Annotated in this window: 13 protein-coding genes and 1 pseudogene; 1 reads left to right on the top strand and 13 read right to left on the bottom strand. The window is 48.9% G+C overall.

All coding sequences use genetic code 11. The features are described 5' to 3' along the window. The first annotated feature begins 83 nt into the window (after positions 1 to 83). Positions 84 to 668, top strand: coding sequence for a hypothetical protein (locus CVT49_01430; GenBank protein PKK84843.1), 585 nt, complete (start codon positions 84 to 86; stop codon positions 666 to 668). A gap of 116 nt (positions 669 to 784) precedes the next feature. Here CVT49_01430 and CVT49_01435 read toward each other — a convergent pair whose 3' ends face one another. From CVT49_01435 to CVT49_01495, 13 genes and pseudogenes are all read right to left on the bottom strand, one after another. Beyond that, on the bottom strand, positions 785 to 1,399 hold the full coding sequence (locus CVT49_01435) for a hypothetical protein (GenBank protein PKK84844.1): 615 nt from the start codon (positions 1,397 to 1,399) through the stop codon (positions 785 to 787). A 14-nt stretch (positions 1,400 to 1,413) separates the two neighbouring features. Continuing rightward, a complete protein-coding gene (locus tag CVT49_01440) occupies positions 1,414 to 3,168 on the bottom strand; it encodes a hypothetical protein (GenBank protein PKK84845.1) in 1,755 nt (584 codons plus the stop codon). Positions 3,169 to 3,268: 100 nt separating this feature from the next. Continuing rightward, positions 3,269 to 4,981: a hypothetical protein gene (locus CVT49_01445; protein ID PKK84846.1), complete on the bottom strand. Its 1,713-nt coding sequence runs from the start codon at positions 4,979 to 4,981 to the stop codon at positions 3,269 to 3,271. A 29-nt stretch (positions 4,982 to 5,010) separates the two neighbouring features. Continuing rightward, positions 5,011 to 6,207, bottom strand: a complete 1,197-nt coding sequence (locus CVT49_01450) for a pilus assembly protein PilC (protein PKK84847.1) — start codon at positions 6,205 to 6,207, stop codon at positions 5,011 to 5,013. A 24-nt stretch (positions 6,208 to 6,231) separates the two neighbouring features. After that, positions 6,232 to 7,308 (bottom strand): type IV pili twitching motility protein PilT, encoded by a 1,077-nt coding sequence (locus CVT49_01455; GenBank protein ID PKK84848.1) that lies wholly within the window; start codon positions 7,306 to 7,308, stop codon positions 6,232 to 6,234. A 158-nt stretch (positions 7,309 to 7,466) separates the two neighbouring features. After that, the gene (gene pilB, locus CVT49_01460; GenBank protein ID PKK84849.1) at positions 7,467 to 9,158 is read right to left on the bottom strand and encodes a type IV-A pilus assembly ATPase PilB; all 1,692 of its coding nucleotides are present in this window, start codon (positions 9,156 to 9,158) and stop codon (positions 7,467 to 7,469) included. A 68-nt stretch (positions 9,159 to 9,226) separates the two neighbouring features. Next, complete coding sequence (locus CVT49_01465; protein PKK84850.1) at positions 9,227 to 9,715, bottom strand: dynein regulation protein LC7; 489 nt, start codon at positions 9,713 to 9,715, stop codon at positions 9,227 to 9,229. A 670-nt stretch (positions 9,716 to 10,385) separates the two neighbouring features. Then, positions 10,386 to 10,970: pseudogene (locus tag CVT49_01470) on the bottom strand (gliding-motility protein MglA). An 11-nt stretch (positions 10,971 to 10,981) separates the two neighbouring features. Beyond that, on the bottom strand, positions 10,982 to 11,323 hold the full coding sequence (locus tag CVT49_01475) for a hypothetical protein (protein ID PKK84851.1): 342 nt from the start codon (positions 11,321 to 11,323) through the stop codon (positions 10,982 to 10,984). Beyond that, positions 11,307 to 12,275, bottom strand: a complete 969-nt coding sequence (locus CVT49_01480) for a hypothetical protein (protein PKK84852.1) — start codon at positions 12,273 to 12,275, stop codon at positions 11,307 to 11,309. Before CVT49_01480 ends, CVT49_01475 begins: the two co-directional genes overlap by 17 nt. Before the next feature lie 11 nt (positions 12,276 to 12,286). Next, on the bottom strand, positions 12,287 to 13,153 hold the full coding sequence (locus tag CVT49_01485; protein PKK84853.1) for a hypothetical protein: 867 nt from the start codon (positions 13,151 to 13,153) through the stop codon (positions 12,287 to 12,289). Positions 13,154 to 13,266: 113 nt separating this feature from the next. Further along, complete coding sequence (locus CVT49_01490) at positions 13,267 to 13,644, bottom strand: hypothetical protein (protein ID PKK84854.1); 378 nt, start codon at positions 13,642 to 13,644, stop codon at positions 13,267 to 13,269. Continuing rightward, positions 13,641 to 14,849: a hypothetical protein gene (locus CVT49_01495; protein PKK84855.1), complete on the bottom strand. Its 1,209-nt coding sequence runs from the start codon at positions 14,847 to 14,849 to the stop codon at positions 13,641 to 13,643. The genes CVT49_01490 and CVT49_01495 overlap by 4 nt, the downstream gene beginning before the upstream one ends. Between the last annotated feature and the right edge of the window lie 67 nt (positions 14,850 to 14,916).

A 14,916-nucleotide genomic window follows, 5' to 3' on the forward strand; every position in this document is an offset into this window, starting at 1 on the left:
TATTCCCCCTTGACATATCCTCAGGCGTTCCGCTATTATTGGGTGCCGATCACATTCATTTAACATTAGGAAAGGGCGGCTTTATGTGTAAAACAATATCTTCGACCTTCGTCTTTATAGTTATGACTCTCCTGCTCTGTGCCGGGACGGCAGGGGCCGTCGATAAAACATTTAAGAAGGCCGACAAGCAGATATATTTGGGTGCAAGTTTCGCCTATAATACAGTCGGCGGCGATTTTGACGCCGACCATGTTCTGGCCAACGGATCGGAAACCATTCTCCTCCCGGAAATCAAAGGCGGAGCCGGGTTCGGCCTTACGGCGGGAGTCTCGGGAAAATTCACCCCCGTTTTTCATTACAGCGCCGAAATGGTTTTTTCAAGGACAACCCATGAATATGAATTTCCGCTCCTCACAAAGGTTGATGACGCCACGGTCATGATTATCGACTTCAACTTCAAGGGCGTATATGGTGCCGAAAAAATTCAGCCCTACATGCTGCTCGGATTTTCGGTCCCGTATATCAATGTCAAAAATGCCGCGTCCGATGGCACCTTTGTCGAGGATGCCAAATACAGCGGAATCGGAGTCAATCTTGGCGCCGGGGCGGATCTATATGTCAGTCCCAGAGTCTTTCTTAATTTTAACCTGATGTACCGGCTGCAATAAATCAGCAACGTCGAGGGTGTCGGAGATAAGATGGAAATAAGCGGCGGCCTCGGGGCCAATACACTGAGCCTTTCGGCCGGATTGATGTATGCGATCCCGCTTGATTGATCGATTTATCAACTGAAGAATATTTTTAGCATCAGGGTCATAAAAAGCCCCGATATCAGCGGGACCGTCGTATTGTCGTCAACAGTGAAAGAGACCGCCTCGGTCACGGTGGCCACAACCGCTCCCAGCAAACCAACGGCCAGCGGCAGTTCCGGCGAAAATACGCCTACCATCAGGGCGGGAATTAGAAAAGCAGTCGATCCCTCGAGAGATTTGGTGCGGAACCGATGCTTTCCATAGCGGCGTCCAATCAACGCTGAAGCCGGGTCGCCGACTACAATAAAAGCCAGGGCCGCAACTGCTACCGGTTTTGAAAAAAGCGCCACTGTCAGACAGGCGGTCGTCAGAATATAGGTGGCTCCCGTAAAATCGCCGCTGGTCTCGGAGGCACGCACCATCGGCGAGATCAATTTCCTGACAAGATACCACAGTTTCCAATCCCGCAGCCGGCTTATATCGATGATTATCATAATCACCGCTATCGGGATCATAATCGCCAGAAACTCGCCTCGCGTCATTCCCAAAAAATAATATCCGCCGGGAATAACGATGGCACAGAGATGGGTCAGCTTGCGGAGAAGCTCACCTCTTAGGGGAAGATGTTTGGAATCCCTGTTATCCACTCGTAATATTTCGGCTAACGTCGATTCTTGGACGCCAACTCCATTTTTTTGACTTTTTCCAGATAATATTCAATTTTATGCCGCTTGAACATATCCTGCTTCCATTGTTTACGGAACTCTTCGGCATGCTGTTTCACCAATGCACTGATGATAGTCGGGCGCATTTGCTCGATGGAACGGTTATAGAGCTTATCGATAACTTTTATGATATGATAGCCATACTCGGTTTTGACAGGATGTGAAATCCCGTTTACCGGCGTAGCGATGGCCCTGCTGTAAAACGCCTCCGGCATCTCGTTCGGACCAATATATCCCAAATCGGCCGCGGCTACCCTGATCTCCTCGGCTCCGGGATAATTCTCCTTGGCCAGTTCAAGGAAATCTATTCCCGACAGCGCCTGATCCCGCAGAAACTCGCCATATAAGGAATCGTTGACAATTATATGCTGGACATAAATCGGCTTCTCGACGACATATTTCTCCTTATGCGCATCATAATATCGTTCTATCAGGCTGTCGGGGGGTTGGTAATCAGGGTCCCGGCTCCCTTTCATGACAAAAACCTTGGCATATTTGGAATATATATTATGTTTCTCTTTGACAACTTCGGGGTCATTTCCAAAACCCAGATTATCGCCCGCCTGCATCAGGACATATTCGATGGATCGATAAGTAAGCATATCATGAATCAGCGGCAAATCGACACTGTCGCGCCCAACCGAGGATTTGTATTGGTGAAGGTAATCAGGAAGCCGATAAAATGTAATCGTGTCGGTATTGTTAATTATCGCCGCCCACATCGAATCAGGAACCTCATGGAGATTTCCGCTTAATTCGGCATCATTATAAACGATCTTTGCGGCCGCAAAAATTGAATCCATAAAATGCTCATATATACCGCGGGATTTTTCGGCCAGATAACCCTGGGTGGCCTGCTCATATATCTCCGGCGTCAAATCGGCCAGACCCGAATCAATATGATCAATGACCTCAACAATATGCCAGCCGTCCCGTGTCCTAAATGGATCCGAAATTGTCCCCTCCGGAAGCGTAAAGGCGACGCTGTCGAAGACATCATTATAAGTGTGCCGGAAGAAATACCCCAGCTCGCCCAGCTTTTTGCCCGACTCGCGATGCACCGAATGATCGTAGGCAAGATTTCCCAGATCGGCCCCGGAATCGATCTGGGCCCTGTAAGAATATACTTTTGCGCGCGCAACTGAATCAAGCTGCTCAAGAGAATAATCTTTATATTGCAATGAATCCTTGCCGTATTTCAACCCTTCGGCAGAGACAACCAAATGCTTGGCGCGAACCTGCTCCCGGTAAAAGAAAACATCCGAGTGCGATTTGTAATATTCAATGATAAACGAGGAATCGGTGGGAATAGAATCCAAAACCAAACGTTCATAAAGATACTTCAAATAAAAATTCTTATATAGCATGAAGAAATTTCGATAAAGTGCCGGATCTTCTTTGAGATCGACCTGGCCCGCCTCCAGTGATATCAGCGAGTCAAAGATTATTGCATTCAGCGTGTCAAAATAGTGCGTGGAATCGAGATCCCCGCCGTCTTCAAGAAGATCGCTGTTTGCCAGACGGTAGTATAGACTGGAAGCCAGGACCGGAGTGTCGGAATCAATGATTGCAATGGGGAAATCATTCGCCACAATTTCATCGCGGGTTAACGAGCTGACTTTACAGCCGCTGATAAAAAAGATGACAGTGATCAGGAATAACGGGGCAATTATCAAATTTCTTAAATGCATATCAAAAAACCTGCCTTTCAAGTTTTAAGGATTTTCTAATTTATACAATGAAAATGGAAAATCAAGCCAAATTAGATTGAAATGGCTTAAAGGCTGGATTTCATGCGGTTACGGCTGAATAATCCGGATCAAATCGCTTCTTGTCGGGAACCTGATGGAATCTTAATATAAATGAGGTTCCCTTGCCCGGTTCCGACTCACAGGAAAGATCAATGTCGAGGTTTTTGGCCAGACGCTGCACAATGGACAGCCCCAGCCCGGTGCCGTATTTTTTTGTCGAATAGAATGGGTCAAATATTTTGGCTGCGGTATCCCTTTCGATACCGGGACCGTCATCGGCAATACAAACCGTCACCCCATTTTCACGGCTGGATTCCAGTGAAATGGTCACCTCACCCGGAATATTTTCCAGAGCTTCAAAAGCATTGACGACCAGATTTATCAGGATCTGCTTAATCTGGTCATCATCTCCATATATATAAATGACCGATTCGTTGGAAGTCATCCGCAGGGAAATATTTTCGGCGTGAGCCGGATGATGTTTCACGACATCGATAACTTCGCTGATAAGATGGCACAGTTCGACTCTGGTGAAAACCGTCCTTTTGGTGCGGGCATACAGCAGGAAATCGGTCAGGATATTATTAAGCCGATTGGACTCGATCAGAATCAAATCAAGCAGTCGGCGATTCTCTCCGGTAACATCCATTTCGCTTTTCAGAACCTCCACCGATCCCGAAATCGCGGCCAGCGGATTCCTGATTTCATGCGCTATTGCCGCCGAGAGTTCCCCCACCGCCGCCAGCTTATCGGCCGCCCGGATTTTTTCCTCAAGTTTTTTCGTCTCGGTCAGGTCCTGGAAAATGGCAATTACGCCGCGAATGGTCCGGTTTGTATCCAGAAGAAGTGAGGTCGACAGGCCCAGTGGAATTCTCAAACCTTCCCGATTGGTTATTTCTATCTCGTTTCTGGGAGATTGTTTCTGGGAATTCAATACATCCAGAAGAATTTCAACAAGCTGGGGCATCCTGCTGATAAAAAGCTCCCTGATATCCTTTCCTTTAGCCTCCGATTCATAATAGCCAAGGATTTCCTCGGCGGTCCGGTTGAAATATATAATCCGGCCGTCGCGATTAATGGTAAACAGGCCGGAATTGAGGTGCTTCAGAATATCGTCGGTTTCCAGTTTGGCCTGCTTTAACGCCAGCGAGGTGTCCGCCAGCTCGCGATCCTTACGCTTCAGTCGCTCCACCAGAAATCCTGAAATAAAGGCAATCAGGTAGAAAGTCAGAATATGCAGAAAAATATTGTAAAAGGCCGCATCTTCAGTCGAAAATATTGTCTCCAGGGCCTTTATCGATGAGCCTTGCCCGCTCCCGGCCGCCAGACCGAACCAAACGATAAAGGCGTAGGCCAGTGAGACCAGTGAAGCGATCCCAAGGGTCCCGGCCAGATTGGTGACCAGCGCCGCGGAAATGATTGTCAGAACGAATATGCCGGAGAAGCCGGAACTGATATTCCCCGTTAAATATATTATCCCGATTTCGACAATAATTTCCGAAATAATCTGAACGATTGGAATTGCCTTTTGAAGAAATTTCAGGTCAAAATATCTCTTAAAAATGAACATCAGGGGCAGCATCAATGTCAGCAACGAATAGGCGAAAAACGGGAAACTCAGGAAATTAGGGTAACGCAGCCAGTAAATAACCACGCCCGATATCAGGACATAGGTTGCCAGCCTCAGCGAAAGCAGCCACCCGGCTTTGATTGATATTGTTCTGCTGTCCATATCAAAATAAAAGGGCGCCATGCCGGCGCCCTTAATATTGTCGGTTCCTTTTATATCTTTCCAATAATATCGAACATCGGCAGATACATCGCCACCAGCATACCGCCGATTACGACACCCATAACGACAATGATCAGCGGCTCGATCAGCGAAGTCAGGGCGCTGACCGCCTCATCGACTTCCTCATCATAGAAATCGGCGATTTTCCGGAGCATGTCGTCAAGACCGCCGGTCTTTTCACCGACCGAAATCATTTGCGTCACCATCGGCGGAAATACGCCGGATTCCTTCAATGGCGCCGTGATCGTATCGCCCTCGGCAATCGAAAGCACCGACTTTTTGATGGCATTGGAGATGACCGTGTTCCCGGCCGTCTTGGCCGTGATGTCGAGGGCGTCGAGAATGGATACGCCCGATGAAAGCAGCGTTCCCAGCGTCCGCGTAAATCTGGCCACCGCCGATTTTCGAACGAGGTTGCCAAAAACCGGGGACTTAATCAGGAATGTGTCAAAAGTGGCTTTCCCGCCCGGCGTCTTCACCCAGTATACAAAGGCTATCGCGCCGCCAATAATACCCATGGCCAGGAAGAGAAAATTAGACCTCAGGAAATTACTGATGTCCAGAATTATCTGAGTCGGCTTCGGCAATTCGGCGCCCAGACTGCCGAACATATTGGCAAAAACCGGCACGATAAAGGTCAACATGGCAATCGTTACGCCTGTGGCTACGACCACGATAACCGACGGATATACCATGGCCCCTTTGACCTTGCGGATCAGGGCATCCGATTTTTCACGATAGACGGCCAGACGGACCAGAATGGTGTCGAGGGCGCCGCCCATTTCACCGGATTCCACCATGTTTACATACAAATCGTCAAATACCTTTTTATGCTTCCTCATCGCCTCGGACAGGGTCGACCCGCCTTCGACGGATTGCTTGACATCCGAAATAATGCGGCACAGCTCTTTGTTTTCCATCTGGTTCGCCAGAATGTCAAGGCACTGCACCATAGGCAAACCGGCGCCGATCATGGTTGCAAACTGGCGCGTAAATCTTGATATCTCGACTTTCTTTATCCCGGTGCCGATTTTAATTTTTAGCTCGGTCGGTTTTTTACGGATGCTCGTTACCAGGATTCGGTTACGGCGCAGAATTCTTTCAAGATCGGATCTATCCTTGGCAGTGAGATCACCCTGTACCGGGGAACCTGCCAGGGTTTTTCCTTTGTATTCAAAGACGGGCATAATTGCTCCCTTCGCAAACCGGGCCTAAGCCATCGCCGGTGATTTTGTCCTCGATAACATTTCATTCAGTTCCTGAATATTGGAACTGAAACTCATGGCATCACCGATGGTGATTTTGCCGGAATTATACAGATTGGCCAGTGACTGATTCATTGTCGCCATGCCGTATTTCTGGCCCGACTGTATCATGCTGTATAACTGGTGTACTTTATCATCACGTACTAATGCTCTTATGGCGGGGGTGCAAACCATTATTTCCAGCGACATGACGCGGCCGCCGCCGATTTTCGGAATCAAACACTGCGAAATCACCGCCTGTAAACTGAATGACAGCGAAATACGAACCTGCTCCTGCTGGTTGGTCGGAAAAACGTCAATGATGCGGTTAATGGATTCCGAAGTTGAGTTGGTGTGCAGTGTCGCAAAGGCCAGATGTCCCGTCTCGGCGATATTAAGCGCCGATTCGATGGTTTCGAGGTCGCGCATCTCACCGATCAGAACCACATCGGGATCCTCTCGCAGAGCATATTTCAGCGCCGATGAAAACGACTGCGTGTCGCTGTATACCTCGCGTTGATTTACGATCGAATGCTGATGACGATGCAGATACTCGATCGGATCCTCGACCGTAATAATATGGACTTGTCGCTCCCTGTTAATCTTGTCGATAATGGCCGCCAGCGTTGTCGATTTACCCGAACCGGTCGGACCGGTTACCAGAACCAGACCTCGCGGAAGTTTGGCCATCTCGGCGATGACCTTCGGCAACCCGAGGCTTTCGAAGGTACGTATTTTGTAAGGTATCTGGCGCAGGGCCACGGCGACGTTGCCGCGCTGCATAAAAACATTGCACCGAAAACGACTCATCTGTTCTATACCGAAAGACAGATCAAGCTCGGAACTGGTTTCGAATTTCAGTCGTTGCTTCTCATTCATTATTGAATAGGCCAGCTTTTTCGTATCATCCGGGTTTAATATATCATAAGGCATTCTCACCAGCTTGCCATCCACTCTGCAGACAGGCGGAGAACCGACGGTAATATGCAAATCGGAAGCGTCCATTTTGACCATTTCTTCCAGAAGCTGACGTAGTCCAACCATAATATCTCCCGATATCTAAAAGTGTTTCTTCAGATAAGTCATCATATTCTATATCGGAAGAAATGGAATAATCTTGAAGACTAAATTTATATCTTTTTGGAGTTAACTCTATGAACTATAAGGAATTCAGGATATACAGCCGAAGCCGCCGGGGAATATCAGGAAGTTACCGCAAAAACTTCCTCAATCGAAATACTACCCAACTTCATTTTAGCCACTGCGGCCATCCGCAAAGTCAGCATGCCCTCTTTTATGGCCTGATCGCGCAGTTCACTCTCGGGGGCATTGGCCAGAATCATCCGCTCAATTTCCCGTGTAATCGGCATAACCTCAAAAATACCGGCCCGCCCGGAAAGCCCGGAGCCGTTGCACTCACTGCATCCCTTACCCCGGAAGGCCTTGATATCCTTCAACAGTTCATCGGGAACATGGAGGGCCTCGATCTGCTCATCGGTCAGTTTATATTCTTCCCGGCAGCCGTTGCAGATTTTACGGGTCATTCGCTGGGCCATGATCAGTCTGGTGGCACCGGCCACGAGATAATTGGGAATACCCATATCGACCAAACGATTAATCGATGACGGCGCATCGTTGGTATGCAGGGTGGAAAAAACAAGGTGACCGGTCAACGCCGAACGAATGGCGATCTCCGCCGTTTCCGAGTCTCGAATCTCACCGACCATGATAATATCAGGGTCCTGACGCAGAAAAGACCTCAGGGCGGCCGCGAAGGTCAACCCGATATCTGTTTTCACCGCCACCTGGTTGATACCTTCGAAATTGAACTCGACCGGGTCCTCGGCTGTCATGATGTTGACATCGATCGTGTTAATCTGTTTCAGGGCCGAATACAGCGTCGTTGTTTTACCCGAACCGGTCGGCCCGGTTACCAGGATGATGCCGTAAGGAAGGTGAATGGCATCGTCAAAACGCTTCAACGAGTCCGCCACAAAGCCCAGTTTGGTCATATCCACCATTAGCGCCTTGGGATCGAGAATTCGCATAACCACCTTTTCGCCGAAAATGGTGGGCAGCACCGAGACACGCAAATCGACTGTTCGATCCCCGATTTTAACTTTTATTCGACCATCCTGAGGCAGCCTTCTCTCCGAAATATCAAGATCCGCCATAACCTTCAGTCGCGAAACAATGGCCGCCCGATATTTAAACGGAAGCGGCGGCATCTCGCGCAAATCACCGTCTATGCGGTAACGAACCCGGATACGTTTCTCATAGGTTTCGAAGTGAATATCCGAGGCTCCGCTTCGAATCGCATCGGCAATAATCGAATCGACCAGCTTGACCAGCGGCTTATCCTGGATGGCCGACTGCAGATCGGCCTCGGACAACCCTTCCTCGGTTTCGACCAGTTCCAGGCTCATATCGTCTTCGAGACCCTTGATTATGGTCGAGAAAGCGCTGTCATCGCGATAATAAGTCTCAATGGCCTTCTCGATTGATTTCTCAGGAGAAATGACCGGTTGAATGGAACAGCCGGTGATAAATTTGATGGCGTCGAGAACATAAATATTGTTCGGATCGGAGATGGCGACAATGAGATTTTTATTCAGCTTGGAGATAGCGATAACGTTGAATTTACGCGCAATATCAACCGGGATCAGCTTGACTATTTCCGGATTAAGCTCGACGTCGGAAAGCCTCAAAGTTCCCATATTGAGCTGTTTTCCGATAAAACCGCTCAACTCGTCTTCGGAAGTCACGGCACCGATCGTGACCAGTGCCTGGCCGAACTTCTGGTCTTTATCTTTAACGAGGGTCAGAGCCCTCTGAAGCTGTTCGTCGGATATCTTGCCGGCCTTGACCAGCATTGCTCCCAATTCAGTAGACATACTCATACCGCGGTACGCATTTTTATAATTTATCCCCCGGAGTCGGATTTACAGGCAAACACGGACGATCAGTCTTGAAAAATATCATCCAGTTTATCACCGGCCGAGGCCGCAAACTCATCGGTCAATCCCGGCCCCTCATCATGGGCCTTGGCCTTTAATGAAATAAATATTTTGGCCAACTCGGTTGCGGTTTCCTTGGCGTACAGCCGGACCATTCCGATCGTCGTGCGATCATCAAAGACAACCGCCAGAATCGAACGATCCCCGACCAGGGACATATGTATGTGGTCCTTTTTCCCTTGATGGAAAAGGACGGAAAATTCCGATTCGCCGACCAGCCTGGCTATTTCCTTGGTGGAGGCAAATGAACCGGCCAGTAGAGCCGCCAGCGCGGTCGTATCCAGCGAGTGGGTAAAACCCTGTCGGGTGATCAGATGACCGTCCTTGTCGACCAGCAGGGCACATTTCGCTTCGGCTCCCTTCAACATTCTGGCCAGTATGAGATCGATCTTCTCTATTTCTTCTTCGTAAATAATCAGATTATCTTCGTTCATGACACCACCTCCTTTACTACTTTATTCCAAACAGGCGTTTGAAGAAACCGCGTTTTTTCTTAATGATGCGTGTCGAAGGCGCCATTGTGGGCATGTGCCAGTCCTGGTAGCCATCGCTCGATTCATCATCGGAATCCGCCTCAAAATCTTCAACATCATCCGGCTTCGTCGATCGCTGGAAATCGGACACCGTGATCCTTCTCCCCCGCCGGCCCAATTTTGAAGTCGAACCCGGAAATGGGCGGTCCTGTCCCCAGTTATCCGGTTCAGGTTCGGGCTCCTGAAGATAACTGTCGCTCCCTGCGGATATGACTTTTTCCTCCACGGGAGAAGCCGGTTTCTCATTCGTTGCGGGCGCTCGATCGACCGGAGAATGACCTCCATTCATCGCGTCACCGTTGATTTCGCTGTGCTCGAAAGCGGTCTGACCGACATCGGCAATCTCTCCGTCCTCGACTGCGGACGGGTTTTCCGTATCTTCCTTGTCGACATCATAAGCCGACTCCCTGACCGCATCCATATCCTCGATCGGCGCCGGAGCCACTTTCGCCGTTGTCTCCACGGCCGTTCCGGCCGTCGGAGCCTTCATCCCGGCCTGTTCGGCCGTCGCTGCTTTGACCTCGGCATGTTTCGGTTCCGCCGCCGCTTCCTTCTTGGCGCCGGAAGATGACTGCCCGCGGCGCGCCTTGTCGAGTACCAGCTTTATGCTCATTTTAAGAGTATCAAAAACGCCCCGGCCGTTGACCGCTTCCCCTTCAAAACATTTCCAGCCGTAGGGATTCAGCTGGGCCTCAAGTTCCGCCACCGACAGAACATTGGGCAGGTCGCGCTTGTTGTACTGGATCACGATCGGCATCTCATTGATATCATATCCGTATTCAGCCAAATTTTCTTTCATGTTATTGATAGATTCGATATTCTCATCCATTTTATCCGGCTGGCTGTCGGCGACAAAGACTAGCCCGTCGGCGCCGCGCAACACCAGCTTCCTGGTAGCATTGTAATACACCTGGCCCGGAACGGTATACAACTGGAACTTGGCGGTCAGACCGCTGATTTTACCTATATTAATAGGCAGAAAATCAAAATAAAGGGTTCTGTCCGCTTCCGTGGCCAGGGAGATCAGCTTTCCCCGCGTATCGCCGGGAACTTTATCATGAATGTACTGCAAATTTGTCGTCTTGCCGGACAAACCCGGCCCGTAATAGACAATTTTACAGGTCACTTCCCTGGTTGCGTAATTTATAGAAACCATAATTCCCTTTATTAGTTATTGCTGTTTATCTTGCCGACTGCGTTCTTAATCTCCAGGCGAATCAAGCCGATGTTCACATCCGGCTCGGCGGTCACGACAAGGATGCCGATCCCGGCATGTGAGAAAAAGAGTTTGCCCGAACCGGCCTCAATTGTAACCTGCGATAATGCAGCCTGCTGCAATCGGTCCATCGACTTCTGTATGTTGCTGGTAATTGATGCCGCCAGTGCTCCAATGGTATCCTCTTCGAAGGAAGTATGGAGGTCGGACGCAATGACAATACCGTCATCACCGACAATCATCGAGCCGGTAATTCCACTGGTTTTATTGAGTTCTTCAAGAATTTGATACATATCTTTCCTCCGTACTTGACGGCTTCAGATGGCCGTAGCGTTCGGACACATATTTCCTGATCATATCGGCCGCCTGCATAATTCTGATACCGAGCAATTCATCATCCTCATGCCGGAACAGAACCAGCAGATTGACACTATCCACATTTACTATGACAAGCCGGCGCGGACCGAATATCAAATCCAGCCGCCCGACTCCGTTGTCGTCATTAATTTTCTTCAGTAATCTGTCGTTGGCTTCTCGAAACAGCAGCGAATACGGCGCCCACAACTCGGGGTCGCATCCGTCCCGCTGAAACGTCGCCATCGTCAGCCCTTCGAAATCGACCACCGCCGCGAGTAATACCGCATGATGTTCGCCGATGTATCGAACCGCGCGGTGGAAACCATCGCTTTCTCCTAACATGACTGTCCCGCCTTTTGCTTCGGTTACACGCTCAGATGAATCGACTGTCGGACGGCCTTCGGATCTGGGAAGGTACGGCTGGGTAATAACATCATTCTCCCGATTGCCGGCGGCCGGCCGGCCGGCCACGGGACGACGCCGCGGGGAATATGCCGGTTCATCGGCAATGGCCAGAAAGAACGGCCTCATAACAAATGGCGCAGCCAGAACGTGCAGTACTATCGCCGGTAAATAGCGGGAAACTCCCAGGGCCAGCGATACCGAGAAATCCATAGAGTAGAATATCGATAGAAATACTCCCAATATTGTTCCCATTACGATGCGATATAAAAATGTCAGACCCGCGCCTGCAAAGAGCTGCAGAAGCGATGATCCGGGACGAAAGATATAAAACAGGAAACCGTAGAAAACGACCTCAAACATGGAATATGCAAATGAACCGGTCGCCAGTTCCATGCCGAATCTTGCCGGGAAATAAAACATCGGTACTACAATCAGCAACGCCGAAAACAGTATGACCTGAGCAAATTTTTTGTTTCCAATCATAATTAAACCTATCAGCTAAGATCATGTTCCAATCTGCTCAAAAGCTTCGGCAGCCTCAACCTGAGTGTTCCCAGATTAATCTGTTTATTGGCTTTTATAAGCAAAAGGTTACCGTGCAAAGGTATTAACTTCAATATCAAATCATCCGCTTCGAGCAGAATATTCTCATATTCACCAAAGTCCGATATCTCAATTTGAGATTGAATCGTCTTTTCGATATCCCGGGCCACCGCCCCATACAATTCCGGCGACCCCGGCTCATCCCATCGCTGATCCGCCACCAAACCCTCGCGATTTATCAGCAAAACACCGTTAACCCCGGCCACCCCGGCGACAAAGTCCAGCAACTCTTTATACGTGATCTTTCTTTCCGGCCGTGGAGCCGGCTCCGGCCCGTCATCTTCCGAAGCGACAGCCCGAGGGACAGGGGATTCTTCATAAGCCCTGATCGGAGATTCGAGGGGCAGCTTTTTGGTCAGATCCAGTAGTTTTTGAACATGCTTGTTACCCGGATCCGACTCCAGAAGCTTATTCAATATTTTGGCCGCTTTGGCGAATTCGCCGCGATGGATATGGATTTCGGCCAGGGCCAGTTCGGTGGCGTGACTGGTGCCGTCCAGTTCGACCGCCTTTTGTATTTCCATCTCGGCCCAGTCAAAGAGGCCCTTATCAAAATTGATCTTCGCCATCACCATATGGGCCGATCCATAACCCGGATGAATCTTCAACCCGGTCTGGCATATTCGAAAGGCTTTATCAATCTCGCCCTTCTTTCTATAAGCTTCAGCCAATGCCGCAAAAATCTGAGAATTGGGATTCTCATTCAGAATCTTGTTGCATTTGGCTATTCTATCGTCCAGTTCCGTTACCTGAGCCATGATTTAAGCTCCATTATGGTTGACAAGCCATTGATATTCATAGAATTAATATGAGTCATTTTATATAATTTATAATTATAACTCCCAATATAACTTATGTCAATCAAATAAAATCATCCCAACACTTTTCGTGTTTGATACAGTCCCGCCAACCAAGTTATTGTCATTAATAGATATAAAGCGGTCGAGATATAGGTCGGCATCATAATCAGGCCGACTTTTTCTCCAACAACCGCCAACTGGGCAGCTATTAAAAAGCAAAATCCGATGACAAACATCTGCCAGCTTTTCGAAATCAAGCCGCCCTTAACCAGGGTGAGAATCTTAAGCGCCCAGGCAAGGCAGACGGCGGCGCAAACCAGCACCACGATATTGATCATCGCCGTGGTGGAATAAATCGCATTGGGGCTGAATGAGGCATAAGCCGGGCTTGTTGTCATAATCCCCAATATGATAAATAAATATATAATGTTTAATAGTTTTTTTATCATGATGCACCTTTCACCAGCTTTACGACCCGGTCAGCTTTTTTCACTGAGTTTATAAGATTATCGCCAATTTTATATCTCTTGACAAGTTCGCGTCTCATGGCCATCGGCGCGGTAATCTCTTTCTTGATCTGGCCCGCGGTCCGGCGGTAGACGCCCACGCCAAGGAAATAGAATACATATTCGAGCTGATTACTGAGCATATTTTCCAGTGCGCTCATAACGACATGCATCCTGACCGGCGCCGGTATTTTAAGAATCTCCATGTAAAATTTATCAAAAGGCGGGGTCAAATCGGCACCCGGATCGAATCCCGGGAAATACATCAGGAAACCGTTGCGGAAACTCGACAGATACTTGTTAAACATGGGATTCTGCTCGCCGACGATTTCTTCGACTATGGAGCGAATCCGGTAAAAACAACTGTTATAAAGTGAAAACAGGATGGACAGGATGACTTCTTCCTCGTTCTCGACCACCTGATTTTCAGCAGTCAATTTTCCGGCCGACTGCACCAACCCGCCCAAAATCAGCTTATACATCGCCCGGCAGGTAACAAACTCGCCGATCGGCGAGATCTCAATGATATCGGGCAGGGTTCGATCACCGTTAATAAGAGAGAGAATTTTGAATTCGTCGAGCGTGATTCGGACTTCATCCTTTTTCGTCTTCGGAGACGGCGACAATCGCAGCTTGACGTCGTCGGGCGGAAGAATCTTCTGAATCTCGACCCATTCATCGATACGGCGCGTCCCTTCCATGATGACATTCATGGTGCTCAGTTCGATCGGCAGAAGGATTCGTTTGGGCTGGGCATTTTCAAGAAACTTGAAATCCCCCTCCTGCCAGCTGAAAAGATTATACACGATTTCCTCAATCTGCATCTTAAGGCAGTCGAGAATTTCTTCCTTGTCGAAGAGATCCATATCGACCAGAGTCGTTCCAAGCTGGCGTCCTGTCTGTTTGTGCAGCGTGATGGCCTTTTCCAGGTCCGACTTGGAGATCTTGCCTCGTTTCAATAAGAGATTCCCCAGCAAATCCTCGCTGGAGTTTATTGATGAGGCATGGACAATATTGCCGTCCTTGAAGGCAATCTCCTTCTGACGCGCTTTTGTCATGACCTGCAATATTCCGGTTTTCTTACCGGTCGCCAGTAATTGCAGAATATCCGAAAAGGATACCGTTTTTAGATTCCCAGTTAAACTCATAGCATATCTTCATCTATCCCGGATGCGAACCGGGAAATCCCTGTAATTCTTGTATTTCTTTAATTTT

This window comes from candidate division Zixibacteria bacterium HGW-Zixibacteria-1, from assembly GCA_002838945.1.
Classification (GTDB): Bacteria; Zixibacteria; MSB-5A5; order GN15; family PGXB01; genus PGXB01.